Raw genomic sequence first — 17636 nt, 5'->3', positions numbered from 1 at the left:
CGCCCGTTCGCTCGCGCAGCGACGGCGTTCTCGTGGCCTGAAGTCTGACTTGACTGAATTTTCAGTTCGGATAGGCTGGCGCCCATGACGACGATCGATCCCTTGTCGCGGTGGGCGGAGTTCGGGGAGAAGCCGGACTATGCGGGCCTGTTGAGCTTTGCGGGGGTGCCGTACTCGGAGGATCCGGCGGACCTGGTCGGGGTCGACGTCGCGGTCGTCGGGGCGCCGATGGATGATCTGGTCTCCGATCGTCCGGGGACGCGGTTCGGGCCGCGGGCGATTCGCGCGGCGAGTTGCCCGTCGGGGCCGCATCTGGAGTGCGGTGTCGATGCGTTCGACGTGTTGCGGGTGATCGACTTCGGGGATGCGCCGGTGTTGCCGGCGGATCCGGTCAGGTCGCATGCGGCGATCGAGGCGACCGTCGCGCAGGTGCTGGCGGCCGGTGCGATCCCGGTGATCCTCGGCGGCGATCACTCGATCGCGGAGCCGGACATGCGGGCCTGTGCGGCGAAGTTCGGGCCCGTCGGGCTGGTGCACTTCGATACGCATACCGACACCGGGCGTGAGGTCTTCGGCGTCGAGCGCTCGCACGGGACGCCGATGTTCCGGCTGGTGGAGGAGGGCGTGATCGACCCGGAGCGGTACGTCCAGATCGGCTTGCGCGGCTACTGGCCGGGTGAGGTCGAGTTCGGGTGGCAGCGGGAGCGGGGGATCACGTCGCTCTTCATGCACGAGATCCGCGATCGCGGGATCCGGGCGGTCATCGCCGATGCGGTCGCGGTGCTGTCGCGTGATGGCGGTGACGCGAAGCCGGTCTTCCTGTCGGTGGATGTCGATGTGCTGGACCCGGCGTTCGCGCCGGGGACGGGGACGCCGGAGCCGGGCGGGATGACCTCCAGCGAGCTGTTGTGGGCGTGCCGTGAGGTGGCGTCCAAGCTGTCGTTGGTCGGGATGGATGTGGTGGAGGTGTCTCCGGAGCGGGTCGGGGCGCGGGACGTGACGGCGCTGGTGGCCGATCGGGTGGTGCGGGAGGCGTTGACGGGGATCGCGATCCGCCGCCGCGGCTGAGCGGCCGTTCGAGGCGGACCGGACCCGGGCGAGAGCGGGCTGATGCGGATTTGCTGTCGTATAGGCGGTAAATCCGCATCAGTCCACCCCGCCACCCGTATCGCGATGTGTTGTCCACCGTGGCGGTGGCGAACACATCGCGAACGCCCCGGTCACCCGCCGCGCCCCTGCCCGCCCATCTCGCCCCCCCCGCGCCGCGCCGGTCGCCCGCCGCGCCGGTCGCCCGCCGCGCCGGTCGCCCGCCGCGCCGGTCGCCCGCGACCCGGGCCTGCCCGCCCGCCGGCAGACCCGACGGGCGTGGGGTGGGCGGGGACCGGCGCGACGGATAGCATCGGCCGCCTTCCGTGGCGGTCTCCGGGCGGTTCGCCCGGCCGCCGCCCATCCGACCCGAGGAACCGTCCAGCGTGGCTGACATCACCGCCCCCGTGGGCAAGCGCTATCCGCCGGTGAGCTACGCCGTCGGCCGCGAGAAGATCCGCGAGTACGCGCGGGCGGTGGGGGAGACGAACCCGCTGCACCTCGACCTCGCTTCGGCCCGTGCGGCCGGCTTCGCCGACCTGGTCGCCCCGCCGATGTTCGTCGTCGTCTACTCGTCGCCGGCGATCGGTCCGGCGATGCTCGATCCCGAGGTCGGGATCGACATGGGGCGGCTCGTCCACGGTGCCCAGGAGTTCGTCTGGGAGCGGGTGCTGGTGGCCGGGGACGAGGTCAGCACCGAGGTGACCCTCGACGAGGTTCGCGTGGTCGACACGGTCGACCTCACCTACTACGTCTTCGGCGCCCGGACGACCGACGCCGACGGCGCGCTGGTCTCGACCGGGACCTGGACCAACATCGTGCGGGGGAACGGCTGATGAGCGACGAGACGACCACCACGCCCGACGCCGAGCCGCTCCCGACCTGGGCTCCGGGCAGCGAGCTGCCGACGCTCGAAGTGCTCCCCGACCGGTACCTGACCGTCCGCTACGCCGGCGCCTCGGGCGACTTCAATCCGATCCACGTCGACGACGAGTTCGCCCGCCAGGTCGGGCTGCCCGGCCGGATCCTGCACGGGCTCTGGACGATGGCCCAGGTGGCCCGTGCTCAGACCGAGGCCGTCGGTGGCAGCGAGGCCCCCGGGTCGTTGCTGCGCCTGAAGGTCGACTTCCGCGGGATGGCCGTGCCCGAGCAGGAGATCGTCGTGACCTCGAAGGTCAAGGCGGTCGAGGAGGACGTCGCGACGGTCACGGCCGTCGCCAAGCAGGGCTCGGCGCGGGTGATCCGCAACGCCGAGGCGCGGGTGCGGTTCCGGCAGAGCCAGCTGCTGGCGCCGCGAGCGGCCGATCCGTTTGCCGTTCCTGGCGGGTCCGCTCGGTAGGGAGCGGGCGTGCACCATCGCCGGTCGGGCTCGCGATGACGCCGCGCCCCGCCGGCGCCGGCAGCGGAGCCGCCACCCCGGGCAACGTCCTCAGGAACGCGTCCTCGGCGTCGTCGGAAACGACGGCTAGGAGGGGCCGGGGCCTCTCGCGGGCTGCGCACCATCCTCGTCGGGACGCCCGACCTCGACCTCGGCGTCGCCGTCGGCCGGCGCCTCGGTGCCGACCGGCGACGATTGGTCGTCGTCCGCCGCCGTCTCGTCCTCGACCGGTGGCGTCTCGCCCTCGGTCATCGCCCTCTCGTCCGCGTCCGCCGCCGTCTCGCCGTCGGTCATCGCCGTCTCGTCCGCGTCCGCCGCCGTCTCGCCCTCAGCCGCCGCCGCTTCGTCCGCGCCCGCCGCCGCCTCGGTGGCCACCAGCTCGGGGTGGCTGGTCCCGACGACCTCCGGCCCATCGGCCTCGAGCACCGCGTCCGCCTCGTCGGCGATCGCGGCGTTCAGCTCGGCGCCGAACAGCAGCGCGCAGCTCGACAGCCAGAGCCAGATCACGACCACGATCGCGCCGGTGAACGCGCCGTAGAGGGCACCGACGTTGACGACGTTGGAGATGTACTGCGAGAGCAGGTACGAGACCAGCAGCCAGGCGCTGACGCCGAGCACGGCCCCCGGCGTCACGAGATGGAACGCTCGGTGCTTGTAGTCCGGGGTCACGTAGTAGATGAACGAGAAGCCGAGCATCGCGCTGGTCACCGCCGCCGGCCAGCGGACGGCGGCCCAGAGCGTGGCGGCCCCGCGGTCGAGCCCGATCAGGTCGAACAGCTCGACGGCCAGCTCCTGCCCGACGACCACGAAGACCATCGTCGCCAGCACCAGCGTCATCAGCACGAAGGTCGAGGCGACGTCGATCGTCTTGCGCCGCAGGAAGCTGCGCCCGCCCTCGACCCGGAAGGCGACGTTGAGCGCCCGCCGCATCGACTCGAGCACGCCGGTGGTCCCGTAGAAGGCGATGAAGATGCTCAGGATCAGCCCGGTGGTGGCCGTGCTCTTGTTCCGCAGGGCGATCCGCAGCGAGCTGTCGATCGGCTGGACGACGGACTCCGGCGCGACGGTCCGCAGGTACTCGACGATCGCGTTGTAGGTCCGCGGGTACTCGCCGACGACGCCCAGCAGGGAGAGCGCGAGCAGCAGCACCGGGAACAGCGACATCAGGCTGTAGTAGGTGATCGCAGCGGCATGCTGCGTCATCTGGTCGCGGTAGAACGCGATCGCGGTGCGCGTGATGACGGCTCGGACGCGGCGCATCGGAACGGAGAAGCTTGAACGACGCAGGCGAATCGGGGGTATACCCCTGCCCGGGCCGCCCGCGAGGTGGGGCGCTAGCTCGCCCGCCGGGGGCCCGGGACGCCGACCAGCAAGCCGCCGACGAGCGCGACGACGGCGGGCGGAGCGAGCAGTTGGGCGAGGAACCGGGCCGGGCCGCCGGCGCCCGTCACCAGCCGCGACCCGTCGGTCGCGTCGAGCCCGCCCCGCCACAGCAGCCAGATGCCGGCCACGAGCGCGAGCACCAGCAGGGCCCGGGGCAGGTCGCGGTGGTCGACCTTCGACGGCAGCAGGCCGACGCTGGCGCTGAGAGCGACGTACAGCCACAGCAGGCCGCCGACGGTCGGGCCGCGGTCGACGAGGGCCGCGGGCAGCCGTTGCGGCAGGTCGCCGACGGCCACGCCCGGCACCAGGGCACAGCCGGCGACGTAGACGACGGCCGGCACCAGCAGCAGCGGCGCGAGGCCGATCGCCGCCCGCCCGACCGGGCCGCCCAGGACCGGCAGCCGCGAGGGTCGGTAGCGGACCTCGCCGAGCAGCACCCCGCCGTCCGGGGTCGGCCGCGGCCGGAACGGGACGAACCGCTCGACCCGCCCCAGCAGCACCGTCGCCATCGCCGCGTGGGCGCCTTCGTGGAGGGCGACGCCCGGAGCCAGGAAGGCCCAGACCAGCCCGCGGCGGAGCCCGCCGACCCGCACGGCGTGGCCGACCAGGCGGTCGAGCAGCCGGCGGCCGAGCACGTAGATGCAGACGAGCTCGAGCGCCAGCAGGGCGAAGACGATCATCGGCCCGCCACGATCGCAGGCGTACCGAAGGGCGCGATCAGCGATGGGGCCGCACCGGCGGCTCGGACGTCGCGATGACAGCCGCCGTGGCCTGGGCAGAGGGACGCCGCGGGGGCTCGGTACGATCGCAGGACGAATGCTCACCCCCCGCCAGGAGCTGATCCTCGGGAAGGTCGTCGCGCGCTTCCGCGAGACGGGTCTGCCGGTGGGCAGCAAGCTGCTCTCCGCCGATCCGGATCTCGACTTCGGTCCGTCGACGATCCGCAACGAGCTGGCCCTGCTCGAGGAGCGGGGCCTGTTGGCGCACCCGCACACCTCGGCGGGGCGGTTCCCGACCGACGCCGGCCACCGCTACTTCGTCGACCACCTGCTGCCGGCGACGTCCGAGGGACCGGGCGTCGAGCTCGAGATCGTCCAGCGCGAGGTCGACGCGGTGATGCGGATGACCAGCGAGACGCTCTCGACGGTCACCGACCTGCTCGCCGTCGTGACCGCGCCGCCGGTCTCGACCGCGACGATCCGCCACGTCGAGGTCTTGCTGCTCCAGCCGCGCGCGGTGATGGTCGTCGTGATCACCTCCGCCGGCGAGGTCGCCAAGCGGGTCGTCGGCTTCCCCGGACCGGTCGACTCGGGCCTTGCGTCGTGGGCCAAGGAGTACCTGAACGAGCGGCTGGTCGGGATCGGGCTCGGGGCGCGGATGCTCCGCGTGCGGCTCGACGATCCGGGCCTCGGCGTCAGCGAGCGGCGCTTCCTCGATGCCCTGCGGCCGGCCTTCGACGGGCTCGGGACGACCAGCGGCGACGCCGGCGGCGGGGTCTACATCAGCGGCGCCGCGCGGCTGATGCACGAGTCGCGAGCGGCCGACGTCGCCCATCTCGACGCGCTCGTCGACGAGCTGGAACGACGGGCGACGATCCTGCATCTGCTCCGCCACGCGCTCCAGAGTCCCGACGTCGTCGTGCACATCGGAGCAGAGAACCCCGTCCCGGCCCTACGATCCCTGGCCGTGGTCGCGGCCGGGTATGGCCCGCCGCAGCGCAAGTTGGGCAGCGTGTCGGTGATCGGCCCCGTTCGGATGGACTACCCGCAGGCCATCCGCGCGGTACGTGATGTCGCCTTCCAGCTGTCCCGGTATGTCGAGGAGCTGTACGAGAACGTATGAGTCAAACCGTCCCGCGTGACCCGTACGAGGTGCTCGGCGTCGATCGCGACGCCGACGAGGCGCAGATCAAGAAGGCCTTCCGGCGCCTGGCCCGGACGCTGCACCCGGACGTCAACCCCGACGATCCCGACGCGCAGGACCGCTTCCGCGAGGTCGCCGAGGCCTACGAGATCCTCTCCGACGGCGAGCGCCGGGCGACCTTCGACCGCTACGGCCACGACGGCCTGCGGCAGCGGGGGATGGGGTCGAACCCCAACTTCGAGGGCTTCGGGTCGATGTCGGACCTGTTCGGGGCCGTCTTCGGGCAGGCGTTCGGTGGCGGAGGCGCCTCGGGCCCGCGGGCCGGGGGCGACCTCGCCGTCGACGTCGAGCTGACGCTGGAGCAGGCCCTGACCGGGGCCAAGGTCCCGGTCGAGGTCGAGATCGTCGGTCGCTGCGAGACCTGCTCGGGCTCGGGCGCGGCCAAGGGCAGCAAGCTGACCCGCTGCTCGCAGTGCGGCGGCCACGGGGTCGTCGACCAGGTCAGCCGGACGCCGTTCGGGGACATGGTCCGCCGCGCGACCTGCAGTGCCTGCGGCGGACGTGGCCAGGTGCCGGAGCAGCCGTGCGACGACTGCGACGGCCAGGGGCTGCGGCAGACGACGCGCAGCCTGACCGTCGACGTGCCGGCAGGGATCGCCGACGGCCAGCGGATCCGGCTCAGCGGCCGCGGTCACCAGGGCGAGCCGGGGGCGCCGGACGGTGACCTCTACGTCGTGGTCAGCGTCACCCCGCATCCGCGTTTCGTGCGCGACGGCGACGACCTGATCACCGTCGTCCCGGTGCCGGCCCCGCGGGCCGCGCTCGGCCAGACGATCACCGTCGAGGCGCTCGACGAGCCGCTCGAGGTCGAGATCCCCGCCGGGACCCAGCCGGGCAAGACGATCCTGCTCAAGGGCCGCGGGATGCCGCGGGTCGGCGGCGGTCGTCGCGGCGACCTCCACGTCGTGGTCGACGTGGTGATCCCGCGCCGGCTCAGCGAGCGCCAGCGCGAGCTGCTGCGGGAGCTCTCCGACTCGCTCGACGAGCAGCAGCTGCAAGAGGGCGACGAGTCGGTCGTCGGCCGTCTCCGGCGTCTGTGGCGCAAGTCATGATCCGCCGCGCGGTGCGGGTCCGTCGCGACGACGCCGAGCTGGCGTTGGCGGCACTGATGGACCTGGCACCGGCCGGGGTCGACGAGCGCGACCTCGGCGAGGTCATCGAGTACGGCTTCTACGGCAGCGAGGACGAGCTGCCCTCGACGGCCACGCTCGAGGCGACGCTGGGCTCGGCACTGGTCGAGATCGTCGGCGAGTCCGTCGCCGACGACTGGGCCGACCGCTGGCGCTCGTTCCACCAGCCGGTCCTGATCGCGGGCCGGCTGCACGTGCGTCCGCCGTGGTCGCCGGCCTACGACGCCGCGGCCGCCGGCGACGCCGAGCCGGCGCAGCCCGTTCGCGAGCTGATCGTCGATCCCGGCCGCGCGTTCGGGACCGGCGGGCACTCGACCACCCGGCTCTGCCTCGAGCTGCTGGTCGCGCTCGCCGACGAGCCCGGCTTCGACGGTGGTCCGGTCCTCGACCTCGGCTGCGGCTCGGGCGTGCTGGCCGTGGCTGCGGCCCAGCTCGGCTGGTCGCCGGTCCACGGCGTCGACAACGAGCTGGCGTCGGTCGCGGCGACGTTGGAGAACGCCGCGGTCAACGGCGTCACGGTCACCGCCGACCAGTTCGACCTGCTCCGTGACGGGGCCTCCGGGATGGGGCCGCTCGACGACGGTACGCGGGCTCCTCTGGTCCTCGCGAACCTGCTGCGGCCGCTGCTGCTGCGGGTCGCCGCCGACGGCTTCGTCGGGACCCCTCCGCACGCGCTGATCGCCTCGGGGCTGCTGATCCACGAGGCGGACGCGATCGCCGCGGCGTTCGTGCCCCAGGGCCTGATCGAGAGCGAGCGCCGCACCGACGGCGACTGGGCCGCGCTGCTGCTGCGGCGCCCGGCCTGAGCGGCTTCGGTGGGCGCATCGCGTCCGTCCGGGGCGCGCGTATGATCGGTGGTGGATGATCTGCATCGCGACCGGCGCAGGATGGCCCCGCTTCACCGATCGGCTCGGTGCGGCGACTCGCGACGCTACGAACTCAAGGGGATTCCACTGAGGCGACGGCTCGAAGTGCCGTATGAGGTCGCCGTTCAGCTCAGCGACGGCGGCGACGCCGGCCTGCGCGCGCTGGAGGAGCACGTCGACTGCGACGTCTTCCTGCGCGGCAACCTGCTGACGCTCGACGGCGAGGCGGAGGCGGTCCAGTCTGCAGCGACCGTCGTCCGCGAGCTGATCACGCTGGCCGAGGGCGGCCACCGGCTGGAGCCCGGGACGATCCCCGGGGTCGGCTCGGCCCTGGACGCGTCCGAGAGACCGGCAGAGGTCCTGACCGACATCGTCTGGCAGAACCCCTCGCGCAACGTGCGGGTGGCGCCGAAGACCGCGCTCCAGAAGCGCTACGTCGACGCGATCCGCCAGAACACCGTCACCTTCGGGATCGGCCCGGCCGGCACCGGCAAGACCTTCCTCGCGGTCGCCGCCGCGGTGGCGGCGCTCACCCGGCGCGACGTCAAGCGGATCATCCTGACCCGCCCGGCGGTCGAGGCGGGGGAGCAGCTCGGCTTCCTGCCCGGCGACCTCATGCAGAAGATCGACCCGTACCTGCGGCCGCTCTTCGACGCGCTTCACGACATGCTCGATCCGGAGCGCGTGGCCGGGTACATGGAGAAGGGCGTGATCGAGGTCGCACCGCTCGCCTTCATGCGCGGGCGGACCCTCAACGACGCCTTCATCATCCTCGACGAGGCGCAGAACACCACGCCCGAGCAGATGAAGATGTTCCTCACGCGGCTGGGCTACCGGTCGAAGATGGTCGTCACGGGCGACATCACCCAGGTCGACCTACCGCGCGAGCAGCGGTCGGGCCTGGTCGCCGTCGCCGACGTGCTGGAGGAGGAGGTCGACGACGTCGAGTTCGTCCGCTTCCAGCGGGCGGACGTCGTGCGCAACAGCCTCGTCCAGCGGATCGTCGAGGCCTACGAGGGCCACGCCGAGCTGCAGGCCCCTGAGCTGCGCCCGGCCGAGCGGCGCGCCGGGCGACGTCCCGCGTGAGCGAGCAGGACCCCGGGCCCGACCCCGACCTCCACGAGGCGGCCCCGGAGCTCTCGCAGCCCGTCGAGGCCGGCCCGGAGCTCGAGATCGAGCTGGAGCTCGACGGCCCCGCGCCGCCCGGTCTCCCGCTCGGCGACGACCTCAGCCAGCTGGTCGCGACCGCCGCGGCGGCGGCCGGCGTGAGCGACGGGCACGTCGCGATCACGATCGTCGACGCCGAGGCGATCCACGCCCTCAACCTCGAGCACCGGGGCAAGGACAAGCCGACCGACGTGCTCTCGTTTCCGATCGACGGAGCCGGTCCGGTGGCCGGCCCGCGGGAGATCGGCGACGTCGTGATCTGCCCCGAGCACACGGTCAGCCTGCGCGAGGCCGTCGTGCACGGCATCCTCCATCTCGTGGGATTCGATCACGAGACAGACGCCGGCGAGATGCTCGCCGTGCAGGCACAGATCCTCCGATGGCTGCCGGGAGAGCCTTCCCACCCGTCCGGCGAGCCGGCCGCGGGGGCCGAGGGATGACCTCCATCGACGGCATCGACGGTCCCGACGAGCGGCCCGCGGACGAGGCGAGGCAGCCCGACGAGGCGACCGCCCCGGTCGATCACGACGCCGATCACGACTCCGACGTGGACGAGGACGACGGCCCGCAGGTCGAGGTCTACGGCCCCAACGACGGCGTCGAGCTGCCCGTCCCGGTCTACGACCCGAGCGTGCCGCCGTTGACCGATCCGGACCTCGACCCCGAGGCCAAGCGGTCGGGCTTCGTCGCCTTCGCCGGCCGGCCGAACGCCGGCAAGTCGACGCTGACCAACGCGCTGGTCGGGGCGAAGGTCGCGATCACGTCCGACAAGCCGCAGACGACCCGACGGGCGATCCGCGGCGTGCTGACCCGTTCCGACGCGCAGATCGTGCTCGTCGATCTGCCCGGCGTGCAGCGGCCGAAGGACTCGCTGACCGGCCGGATGCAGCGGCGGGTCGATTCCGAGATCCGTGAGGCCGATGTCACCCTGATGGTCCTCAACGGCCAGGAGGGCGTCGGACCGGGGGACCGCTACATCGCCAGCCAGCTGCGCCAGGTCCGCGCGCCGACGGTGATCGCGGTCAACAAGATCGACAAGCTCAACCGGGCCGAGACGCTGAGCGTGCTCGTCGCCGCCGCGGAGCTGGAGATCGGCGAGGACGTGTTCCCGATCTCGGCCCGCACCGGCGCCGGCGTGCCGGCGCTGCTCGAGCACCTGGTCGGCCTGCTGCCCCGCGGCCCGTTCTACTTCCCGGACGACGAGAGCAGCGACCAGCCGCGGCACGTGCTGCTGGCCGAGCTGATCCGCGAGCAGATCCTCCGCCGGACCTTCCAGGAGGTCCCGCACGCCGTCGAGGTCGCGATCGAGGAGATCGAGCGCCCCGGCAAGGACCTCCACGTGATCGTGGCCAACGCCTGGGTCGAGTCGGCCTCGCAGAAGGGGATCCTGATCGGGGCCGGCGGCAAGATGGTCCGGACGATCGGGACCGCCGCCCGCAAGGAGCTGGAGCGCGAGCTGGGGACCAAGGTCCACCTCGATCTCCAGGTCAAGGTCCGGCGCAACTGGCGCAGCGACGACACGATGCTGGACCGGCTCGAGATCGACTGAGCCGGCCGCCGCCCTCAGCGGGCGGCGGGTCGCAGGACCCGGGTCAGCTCGATCCGGCGCGCGGTCCGGAAGCGGATCGTCGCCTCGGATCCGGGCCGCGGGGCGGTCGAGCGGGCCTTCGGACGGGTCAGGCGGACGCGGGCGCCAGCCGGCAGCCCGTCGATCCGGACCCGCATCGCGCCGCCGCCGGCCGAGCGCACCAGGTACTCCTGGCCGACCGTGCAACCCGGCATCCGCGCGGCTGCCGACTCGCGGTCGCCGGGGGTGCAGCGGACGGAGCCCTGACGTCCGGTGCTCGGGATCCGCAGCGAGACGTCGACCGTCCGGCGCGGGTCGATCACGTAGCTGGTGCGGATCGCGTCGGCGCTGAAGCGGTGGCTGATCCGGACGACGCTGCGGCCGGCCACGATCCGTCCGGTGAAGCTGTCGGGCTGGTCGGCGAGCGGCTCCAGCGCCATCCGTGCCGAGCCGCCGAGGCCCGGCTGGGTGTCGAGCAACGTGCGACGGGTGCGACCGGGAACGTCGAGCCGGAGGCCGAGCGAGCCGTCGCCGCCGCCCCCCAGCGCGCTGAGCATCGTGCCGTTGGCGTCGAGGATCCAGGCCGGCTCGAGCCCGCCGCCGTTCGGCATCGCGGTCGGCGAGATCGCCGTCGCGTAGCGCGGGCCGCTGACCGCGAGCCGGCGCAGCTCGGGGTCGAGCGCGACCCGCAGTGGAGCGGTCTCGCCGGCGGGGGCGGGCAGCGTACCGGCGCAACCGCAGCCGGCCGACCACTCGGCGAGCGTCGCCGCCAGCCGCACGCTGGTCGTCACCCGGTTGTTGCGGACGCTGATGAAGCGCGACGGGAAGCCGAACGCGGTCGCCGGCAGCAGGATGGTCCCGGCCTCGCCGCTCCAGCGCCGGAAGAGGCGGTTGCCGCGGGCGAGGACCCGGTCGCCGTCGGCGGCGGGCCGGCCGGTCAGCTGGCTCGCGCCGCGCAGCGCCATCGTCGCCCCGTCGAGGGCGAGCGCCCAGTACTGCCGGAGGTGCAGACGGCTGGCGCCCTTGCCGGTCTCCCAGTTGAGGTAGCCCGAGGGGGTCCAGCCGGCGTCGATCGTGTGCGTCGCCCAGACCCGCATCGCGAGCGCGTCGTCGGGGTCGAGCGCCTGCATCCCGGCCCGGCGGGCCTCGTCGTAGTAGCGCAGCGCCCCGAGCACGGCGTTCCCGTACTCGACGGTGTCGCTGCGGTTGACGGTTGCTCCGGGCGCGCCGTCGGGGCGGTAGTGGAAGCCACCGGCAGCGGTCAGGTTGGGCAGCAGGCCGGGGCCGACCGGCTTCTGGGCGTGCTCGGCGAACCAGACCAGCTGCTCGCGATAGTCCTCGCGCAGCAGCTTCGGGTCCTCGCTGACCGTCGCCGCGGCGGCGTAGAGGTCGGCGTTCCAGTTGATCTGGTTCAGCAGCCGGCTGGGCGCGCGGAACGCCGGCGAGGTGGCGACGGCGACGACGGTCCGCTCGATCGCGTCGCTCAGCTTCGCGTCGAGGCCGACCTTGCCGCCGACGAGCCAGGCCGTCCGCAGGCCACGGGCGACGGTCGCGTCGATGCTCGGGTGCTGGTTGACGATCGGCGACGACGACTGCCGCCAGCCGGGGATGTGGATCGAGTTGTGGCGCGACCCGCCGAACCGCTCGCCCTTGCCGGTCGCGAGGTAGGCCGGGCCCGTCAGGTAGGCGACGAGCCGGGGGATCCGGTCGTCGTGGCGGGACGGGCCGCGGTGGCCGGCGCGGGCCGCTGCCGCGTGGATCCGCAGCATCTCGGCGTTCAGGCGGGTGCTGATCTCGCCCCCGGAGGAGACGTAGGCGCCGCGGCGGGCGTTCCAGAGCCGCTCGAGCGGCCGCTGGACGGCGTCCGGCACCGCCCAGGCGCTGTCGGCCGGGGTCCGGGCGAGCACGCGATCGCCGGAGCGTCCGGCGGCCTCGAAGCGGGGGTCGCGGGGGACGGCGTCGGGATCGCCGGTCGGATCGCCGTCCTCTGGTGCCGACGAGATGGTCACGGCCGGGGTTCGGTCCGCGTCCGAGCTGGTGCCGCAGCCGGTCAGGAGCAGCGCGGCGAGCGCCAGGACGGCCGCCCGCCGCCAAGCGTTCGGGGCGACCATTTCACTCATGCTAGGTGGCGGATCGCCCTCCGCGCGTCGCCACTGTCAGAATCGCCCCCGTGCACACGCTGCCGGACCTGACTGACACCGTGCGCTTCGACGACGCCGGCCTCGTGCCGGTCGTGATCCAGGACTGGAGCACCGGCGAGGTGCTGACCCTGGCCTACGCCAACGACGAGGCGCTGCGACGGACCCGAGAGACCGGCGAGCTGCATCTGTGGTCGCGCTCCCGCGACGAGTTGTGGCACAAGGGGGCGACCTCGGGCAACGTCCAGCGGGTCCGTGCGCTGCGGATCGACTGCGACCAGGACGCCGTGCTGGCGCTGGTCGAGCCGGCCGGTCCCGCCTGCCACACCGGCGCCCGCAGCTGCTTCCACGCGCCCGGCGCGCCGGAGGGGCCGGCGGCCGACGAGTGGGTCGCCGACGAGGTGGCCGGCTTCGCCGCCCAGCTGGCGCCGCACGAGGTCCTGCCCGACCTCGACCGGGTGCTGGCCGCCCGCCGCGCCGACGCGCCCGAGGGCTCCTACACCGCGCAGCTGCTGAACGACCGCGCGTTCGCCGGGGCCAAGGTCGAGGAGGAGGCGGAGGAGGTCTTCCGCGCCGCCCGCGAGGAGACCGACGACCGGGTCGACAACGAGGCCGCCGATGTCCTCTACCACCTGCTCGCCCTGCTCCGGGGCCGCGACAGGACCGTCTTCGACGTGCTCGAGGTGCTCCGTGCCCGCCGCCGCTGATCCAGCCACCGCAGTCGCGCGGGCGGCTGCCCTCGGCCTGCGGATCACGCCGACCCTCGACGAGGTCCGGGCGCTCGCGGCCGACCACGACGTGGTGCCGGTCACCGCCCGCACGCTCGACGACTGCGAGACGCCGGTCTCGGCCTACCTCAAGCTGCGGGCCGCGCACCCGGGCGAGTCCTCGTTCCTGCTCGAGAGCGCCGACCAGGGCCGGGTCGGGCGCTACTCGTTCCTCGGGGTCCGTCCGCGCCGGACGATCGTCTGGCGGCTCGGGGACGCCGGCGACCCGTACGCGATCGCGCGCGACGCGATCGGCCGGCAGCGGGTCGCCCAGGTCGGCGACCTGCCGCCGTTCGTCGGCGGCGCCGTCGGGGTCTTCGCCTACGACCTGGTGCGAACCGTCGAGCCGCTGGCCGAGCCGAACCCGGACGTGCTCGGGACGCCGGAGCTCGCGCTTCAGGTGACCGACGCGATGGTCGTCTTCGACCACCTCCAGCACACGGTCACGCTGCTGAGCCCGGTCCACGCGCGCCCGCTCGGGGCCGGGGCCGAGGTCGTGCCCGACCCGGAGGCGCTCGAGGCCGGCTACGCCGAGGCGGTCCTGCGGATCGTCGAGCTGCGCGAGGCGCTCCAGGCGCCGCTGCCGCCCGGCCGCTCCGCCGAGGCCGGTGAGCGTCCGCCGGCGGAGTGGCAGTCGAACCACACCCGCGCCGAGTTCGAGGCGACGGTCGCCCGGATCATCGAGTACGTGCGGGCCGGCGACGCCTTCCAGGTCGTGCCGTCGCAGCGGTGGACCGCCGAGCTCGACGTCGATCCGTTCAGCGTCTACCGCGGGCTGCGGGTCGTCAACCCGTCGCCGTACATGTACTACCTGGACTTCGGCGACTGGCAGGTCGTGGGCGCCAGCCCCGAGCCGCTGGTCACCGTCCGCGGCGACCAGATCTCGATGCGCCCGATCGCCGGGACCCGCCCGCGCGGCGCGAGCCCGGCCGAGGACGCCGAGCTGGCCGAGTCGATGCTGGCCGACGAGAAGGAGCGGGCCGAGCACGTGATGCTCGTCGACCTCTCGCGCAACGACCTCGGTCGGGTCTGCGAGTACGGGACCGTCAGCGTCGACGAGCTGATGGTGGTGGAGACGTACTCCCACGTGCTCCACATCGTCAGTGCCGTCTCCGGCACGCTGCGGCCCGAGGTCGCGGCGACCGACGCGCTGCGCTCGGTGCTGCCGGCAGGCACGCTCTCCGGGGCCCCGAAGGTCCGCGCGATGCAGATCATCGACGAGCTGGAGCCGGTCAAGCGCGGCGGCTACGGCGGCGCGGTCGGCTACCTGTCGTGGTCCGGTGACCTCGACAGCTGCATCCACATCCGGACCGCCGTCTTCAAGGACGGCAAGGCCCACGTGCAGGCCGGCGGTGGGACCGTCGCCGACGCCCTGCCGGCGTACGAGTACGAGGAGTCGGTCAACAAGTCGCGCGCGATTCGACGCGCGGTCGAGGTCGCGCTCGAGCAGCAGGAGTGGGCATGAGCACTGACCGTCCCGCCGCCACCGGAGCCCGCGCATGACCGCCGTCCTCGTCATCGACAACTACGACTCGTTCACCTACAACCTCGTCCAGGAGCTGGGCGAGCTGGGGGCGACGGTCGAGGTCGTCCGCCACGACCACGCGACCGTCGACGAGCTGCTGGCAACCCGTCCCGACCGGGTCGTGGTCTCGCCGGGGCCCTGCACCCCGGACGACGCCGGGATCTCGCTGGAGGCGGTCCGTCGCTTCCCGGAGGCCGGGATCCCGCTGCTCGGGGTCTGCCTCGGCCACCAGGCGCTCGGGCAGGCGTTCGGGGCGAAGGTCGTCCGCCACGAGCCGGTCCACGGCAAGACCTGCGACATCACCCACGACGGTCGCTCGATCTACCGCGGGCTCGAGGACGAGGTCCTGGTCGGCCGCTACCACTCGCTGGTGGTCGACGAGGCGAGTCTGCCCGACTGCTTCGCGGTGACCGCCCGGGGCGGCGGCGTGATCCAGGGGATCCGCCACCGCGAGCTGCCCGCCGAGGGCGTCCAGTTCCACCCCGAGTCGGTCCTGACGCCGAAGGGGATGGCGATGCTCGACCGGTTCCTCCAGCAGGGCGTTGCCCGATAGGTCGGGAGCGATGCTCGACCAGCTCCTCCAGCAAAGCGCTGCCCGATAGCCCGTGAGTGATGGATCGTGGATGCCCAGGGCCGTCGGCCGGGCCGACGCAGTACTGGTCTACGCGTCGGCCCGGCCGGCGGACCTGGGCGCCGCGAGGCGCGCTCACGGGCTATCGGGCGATCCTCTAACCTAGTCCGACTGTATGCCGCACCCGGTGCTCACGCCCGCGATCGAACGGGTCGCGTCCGGAGGCGACCTCGATCTCGAGGAAGCCCAACGGGTCCTCGACGAGATCATGGCCGGCAACGCCTCGCACGTCGAGATCGCTGGCTTCCTGATCGCGCTCCGCACGAAGGGCGAGACCGCCGACGAGATCGCCGGTCTGGCCGCGGCGATGCGCTCCCACGCGACGAAGGTCACGACCGCCCGCGAGGGGCTCGTCGACATCGTCGGGACCGGGGGCGGAGCGCTGACGTTCAACGTCTCGACGACCGCCGCCTTCGTGATCGCGGGCGCGGGCTGCGCGATCGCCAAGCACGGCAACCGCTCGGCGACCTCGAAGTCCGGCGCCGCCGATCTGCTGGAGGCGCTTGGCGCCGCGATCGAGTTGCGGCCGGAGTCGGTCGGGACGGTGATCGACGAGCTCGGCTTCGGGTTCCTGTTCGCCCCGCGTCACCACGCCGCGACCCGCTTCGTGATCCCGGTCCGCAAGGAGCTGGCCGTGCGGACGGTCTTCAACATCCTCGGGCCGCTGACCAGCCCCGCCGGTGCCCCGCGCCAGGTGATCGGGGTCGGCTACCCCGACGTGATCGACCGGATGGCCGACGCGGTCCACCGGCTCGGCACCGAGCGCGCGCTGCTGGTCCGCAGCGACGACGGCCTCGACGAGATCTCGATCGCCGCACCGACGACGGTCTACGACGTGACCGCCGACGGCGTCCGCTCCTACAAGGTCACGCCCGAGGAGCTGGGCGTCCGCTCCTACCCGCTCGACGCCGTCACGGGCTCGAGCCCGGCCGACAACGCCGCGGTCACCCGTGGGGTGCTCGCCGGCGACGAGAGCAGCGAGCGCGCCCGCGCCGCGCTCGAGCTGGTGGTGGCCAACGCGGGCGCCGGGATCCTCGTCGGCGGCGCCGCCGAGACGCTGGCCGAGGGGGTCGAACGCGCCCGTGAGGCGATCGCCTCCGGTGCCGCGAGCGACGTGCTGGACCGATTCGTGATGCGCACCAACGAGCTGGCCGGGGCGACACCGGCATGAGCGTCCTCGACGACATCGTCGACCGCACCCGCGAGGAGGTGCGCCGCCGCCGCCGGGATCTCCCGGAGGATCAGCTGCGGGCGCGCCTGCCTGCACGCGGGCAGGATCGACCGTTCGCCGAGGCCCTGGCCTCGCGGCCCGGCGTCTCGGTGATCGCCGAGCACAAGCGCCGGGGGCCGGCGACGCCGGCCCTGCTGCGCGAGGGGGCGGAAGTGGCCGACGTGGTCAGCGCCTACGAGCGCGCGGGGGCGACCGCCCTGAGCGTGCTGACGGACGGCCCGTTCTTCGGTGGCGACCTCGGCGATCTCGCTGCGGCCCGCGCCGCGAGCGCGCTGCCGATCCTGCGCAAGGACTTCATCGTCCACCCGTACCAGGTGGTCGAGACCGCCGTCTCGGGGGCCGACGCGATGCTGTTGATCGTGGCCGTACTCGAGGACGACGAGTTGGCACGGCTCTACCGCGACGCCCACGAGCTCGACCTCGACGTGCTGGTCGAGGTCCACGACGAGGACGAGCTGGAGCGCGCGCTCGAGGTCGTCGACGCCGACGTGATCGGGATCAACAACCGCAACCTGCGCGACCTCTCGATCGACCTCGACACGACCTTCGAGCTGCTGAGCCAGGTCCCGGCCGGCAAGATCGTGGTCTCCGAGTCGGGGATCTCGCAGCGCGCCCAGCTGGAGGAGTTCGAGCGGGTCGGCGTCGACGCCGTGCTCGTCGGCTCGCACCTGATGCGCCAGCCGGACATCGAGAGCGCCTGCCGGGAGCTGACCGGCGGCGTCTAGGCCGCCGCGGCGGTAGCCGGCGGCCCGTGGGGGACCGGCGCGGTCGCGCGGACAGCGCGACCGCGGCGACCGTCGGCTGAAGCCTGAAGAGGCTCGTACCGGTGCTTGACCTGCCCTTA

17 protein-coding genes are annotated in these 17636 nt (G+C 73.2%); 14 read left to right on the top strand and 3 right to left on the bottom strand.

Going from position 1 to position 17636, the window contains the following annotated elements; genetic code table 11:
* Nucleotides 1-84 precede the first annotated feature (84 nt).
* From speB to ACVUH9_RS02335, 3 genes are all read left to right on the top strand, one after another.
* Nucleotides 85-1068 (top strand): agmatinase, encoded by a 984-nt coding sequence (speB, locus tag ACVUH9_RS02345; RefSeq protein WP_475753551.1) that lies wholly within the window; start codon nucleotides 85-87, stop codon nucleotides 1066-1068.
* 404 nt (nucleotides 1069-1472) lie between these two features.
* Entirely contained in the window at nucleotides 1473-1922 is a 450-nt protein-coding gene (locus ACVUH9_RS02340; RefSeq protein WP_475753549.1) for a MaoC family dehydratase N-terminal domain-containing protein, read from the top strand.
* On the top strand, nucleotides 1922-2425 hold the full coding sequence (locus ACVUH9_RS02335; protein ID WP_475753547.1) for a MaoC/PaaZ C-terminal domain-containing protein: 504 nt from the start codon (nucleotides 1922-1924) through the stop codon (nucleotides 2423-2425). Before ACVUH9_RS02340 ends, ACVUH9_RS02335 begins: the two co-directional genes overlap by 1 nt.
* Nucleotides 2426-2551: 126 nt before the next feature.
* Here ACVUH9_RS02335 and ACVUH9_RS02330 read toward each other — a convergent pair whose 3' ends face one another.
* Nucleotides 2552-3724, bottom strand: a complete 1173-nt coding sequence (locus ACVUH9_RS02330) for a YihY/virulence factor BrkB family protein (RefSeq protein WP_475753545.1) — start codon at nucleotides 3722-3724, stop codon at nucleotides 2552-2554.
* Between the two features lie 74 nt (nucleotides 3725-3798).
* On the bottom strand, nucleotides 3799-4527 hold the full coding sequence (locus ACVUH9_RS02325; protein ID WP_475753543.1) for a hypothetical protein: 729 nt from the start codon (nucleotides 4525-4527) through the stop codon (nucleotides 3799-3801).
* Between the two features lie 136 nt (nucleotides 4528-4663).
* Here ACVUH9_RS02325 and hrcA point away from each other — a divergent pair, with 136 nt between their 5' ends.
* The 6 genes from hrcA to era all read left to right on the top strand — a co-directional run bounded on the left by hrcA (nucleotide 4664) and on the right by era (nucleotide 10482).
* A complete protein-coding gene (hrcA, locus tag ACVUH9_RS02320; RefSeq protein WP_475753541.1) occupies nucleotides 4664-5689 on the top strand; it encodes a heat-inducible transcriptional repressor HrcA in 1026 nt (341 codons plus the stop codon).
* Nucleotides 5686-6822, top strand: a complete 1137-nt coding sequence (dnaJ, locus tag ACVUH9_RS02315) for a molecular chaperone DnaJ (RefSeq protein ID WP_475753539.1) — start codon at nucleotides 5686-5688, stop codon at nucleotides 6820-6822. Before hrcA ends, dnaJ begins: the two co-directional genes overlap by 4 nt.
* Nucleotides 6819-7706 (top strand): 50S ribosomal protein L11 methyltransferase, encoded by an 888-nt coding sequence (locus ACVUH9_RS02310; protein WP_475753537.1) that lies wholly within the window; start codon nucleotides 6819-6821, stop codon nucleotides 7704-7706. The genes dnaJ and ACVUH9_RS02310 overlap by 4 nt, the downstream gene beginning before the upstream one ends.
* An 81-nt stretch (nucleotides 7707-7787) precedes the next feature.
* A complete protein-coding gene (locus tag ACVUH9_RS02305) occupies nucleotides 7788-8852 on the top strand; it encodes a PhoH family protein (RefSeq protein WP_475753986.1) in 1065 nt (354 codons plus the stop codon).
* Entirely contained in the window at nucleotides 8849-9373 is a 525-nt protein-coding gene (ybeY, locus tag ACVUH9_RS02300; RefSeq protein ID WP_475753535.1) for an rRNA maturation RNase YbeY, read from the top strand. The genes ACVUH9_RS02305 and ybeY overlap by 4 nt, the downstream gene beginning before the upstream one ends.
* The gene (gene era, locus ACVUH9_RS02295; protein ID WP_475753534.1) at nucleotides 9370-10482 is read left to right on the top strand and encodes a GTPase Era; all 1113 of its coding nucleotides are present in this window, start codon (nucleotides 9370-9372) and stop codon (nucleotides 10480-10482) included. Before ybeY ends, era begins: the two co-directional genes overlap by 4 nt.
* Nucleotides 10483-10496: 14 nt before the next feature.
* Here the strand turns inward: era and ACVUH9_RS02290 are convergent, their stop codons facing one another.
* Nucleotides 10497-12611 (bottom strand): hypothetical protein, encoded by a 2115-nt coding sequence (locus ACVUH9_RS02290; RefSeq protein WP_475753532.1) that lies wholly within the window; start codon nucleotides 12609-12611, stop codon nucleotides 10497-10499.
* A gap of 77 nt (nucleotides 12612-12688) precedes the next feature.
* On the opposite strand from ACVUH9_RS02290, the gene hisIE reads away from it, so the two are divergent.
* The 5 genes from hisIE (at nucleotide 12689) to trpC (ending at nucleotide 17517) form a co-directional block, all read left to right on the top strand.
* The gene (gene hisIE / locus ACVUH9_RS02285) at nucleotides 12689-13345 is read left to right on the top strand and encodes a bifunctional phosphoribosyl-AMP cyclohydrolase/phosphoribosyl-ATP diphosphatase HisIE (RefSeq protein ID WP_475753984.1); all 657 of its coding nucleotides are present in this window, start codon (nucleotides 12689-12691) and stop codon (nucleotides 13343-13345) included.
* On the top strand, nucleotides 13329-14870 hold the full coding sequence (gene trpE, locus ACVUH9_RS02280) for an anthranilate synthase component I (RefSeq protein WP_475753530.1): 1542 nt from the start codon (nucleotides 13329-13331) through the stop codon (nucleotides 14868-14870). Before hisIE ends, trpE begins: the two co-directional genes overlap by 17 nt.
* Nucleotides 14871-14904: 34 nt before the next feature.
* On the top strand, nucleotides 14905-15483 hold the full coding sequence (locus tag ACVUH9_RS02275) for an anthranilate synthase component II (RefSeq protein WP_475753528.1): 579 nt from the start codon (nucleotides 14905-14907) through the stop codon (nucleotides 15481-15483).
* Nucleotides 15484-15676: 193 nt separating this feature from the next.
* Complete coding sequence (trpD, locus tag ACVUH9_RS02270; RefSeq protein WP_475753526.1) at nucleotides 15677-16732, top strand: anthranilate phosphoribosyltransferase; 1056 nt, start codon at nucleotides 15677-15679, stop codon at nucleotides 16730-16732.
* Entirely contained in the window at nucleotides 16729-17517 is a 789-nt protein-coding gene (trpC, locus tag ACVUH9_RS02265; RefSeq protein ID WP_475753524.1) for an indole-3-glycerol phosphate synthase TrpC, read from the top strand. Before trpD ends, trpC begins: the two co-directional genes overlap by 4 nt.
* The last annotated feature ends 119 nt before the right edge of the window (nucleotides 17518-17636 follow it).

Source organism: Patulibacter ginsengiterrae (assembly GCF_056269115.1).
Note: the sequence above shows the minus strand (reverse complement) of the source record. Positions and strands in the feature narration are given on the sequence as shown.

Excerpts from the sequence above, each read along its gene's own strand:
- era (WP_475753534.1), top strand. The coding sequence starts at position 9,370 with ATGACCTCCATCGACGGCATCGACGGTCCCGACGAGCGGCCCGCGGAC.
- ACVUH9_RS02305 (WP_475753986.1), top strand. The coding sequence starts at position 7,788 with ATGGCCCCGCTTCACCGATCGGCTCGGTGCGGCGACTCGCGACGCTAC.
- ACVUH9_RS02275 (WP_475753528.1), top strand. The coding sequence starts at position 14,905 with ATGACCGCCGTCCTCGTCATCGACAACTACGACTCGTTCACCTACAAC.
- trpD (WP_475753526.1), top strand. The coding sequence starts at position 15,677 with ATGCCGCACCCGGTGCTCACGCCCGCGATCGAACGGGTCGCGTCCGGA.
- ACVUH9_RS02310 (WP_475753537.1), top strand. The coding sequence starts at position 6,819 with ATGATCCGCCGCGCGGTGCGGGTCCGTCGCGACGACGCCGAGCTGGCG.
- dnaJ (WP_475753539.1), top strand. The coding sequence starts at position 5,686 with ATGAGTCAAACCGTCCCGCGTGACCCGTACGAGGTGCTCGGCGTCGAT.
- hrcA (WP_475753541.1), top strand. The coding sequence starts at position 4,664 with ATGCTCACCCCCCGCCAGGAGCTGATCCTCGGGAAGGTCGTCGCGCGC.
- ACVUH9_RS02335 (WP_475753547.1), top strand. The coding sequence starts at position 1,922 with ATGAGCGACGAGACGACCACCACGCCCGACGCCGAGCCGCTCCCGACC.
- speB (WP_475753551.1), top strand. The coding sequence starts at position 85 with ATGACGACGATCGATCCCTTGTCGCGGTGGGCGGAGTTCGGGGAGAAG.
- ACVUH9_RS02290 (WP_475753532.1), bottom strand. The coding sequence starts at position 12,611 with ATGGTCGCCCCGAACGCTTGGCGGCGGGCGGCCGTCCTGGCGCTCGCC.
- ACVUH9_RS02330 (WP_475753545.1), bottom strand. The coding sequence starts at position 3,724 with ATGCGCCGCGTCCGAGCCGTCATCACGCGCACCGCGATCGCGTTCTAC.
- ACVUH9_RS02325 (WP_475753543.1), bottom strand. The coding sequence starts at position 4,527 with ATGATCGTCTTCGCCCTGCTGGCGCTCGAGCTCGTCTGCATCTACGTG.
- trpC (WP_475753524.1), top strand. The coding sequence starts at position 16,729 with ATGAGCGTCCTCGACGACATCGTCGACCGCACCCGCGAGGAGGTGCGC.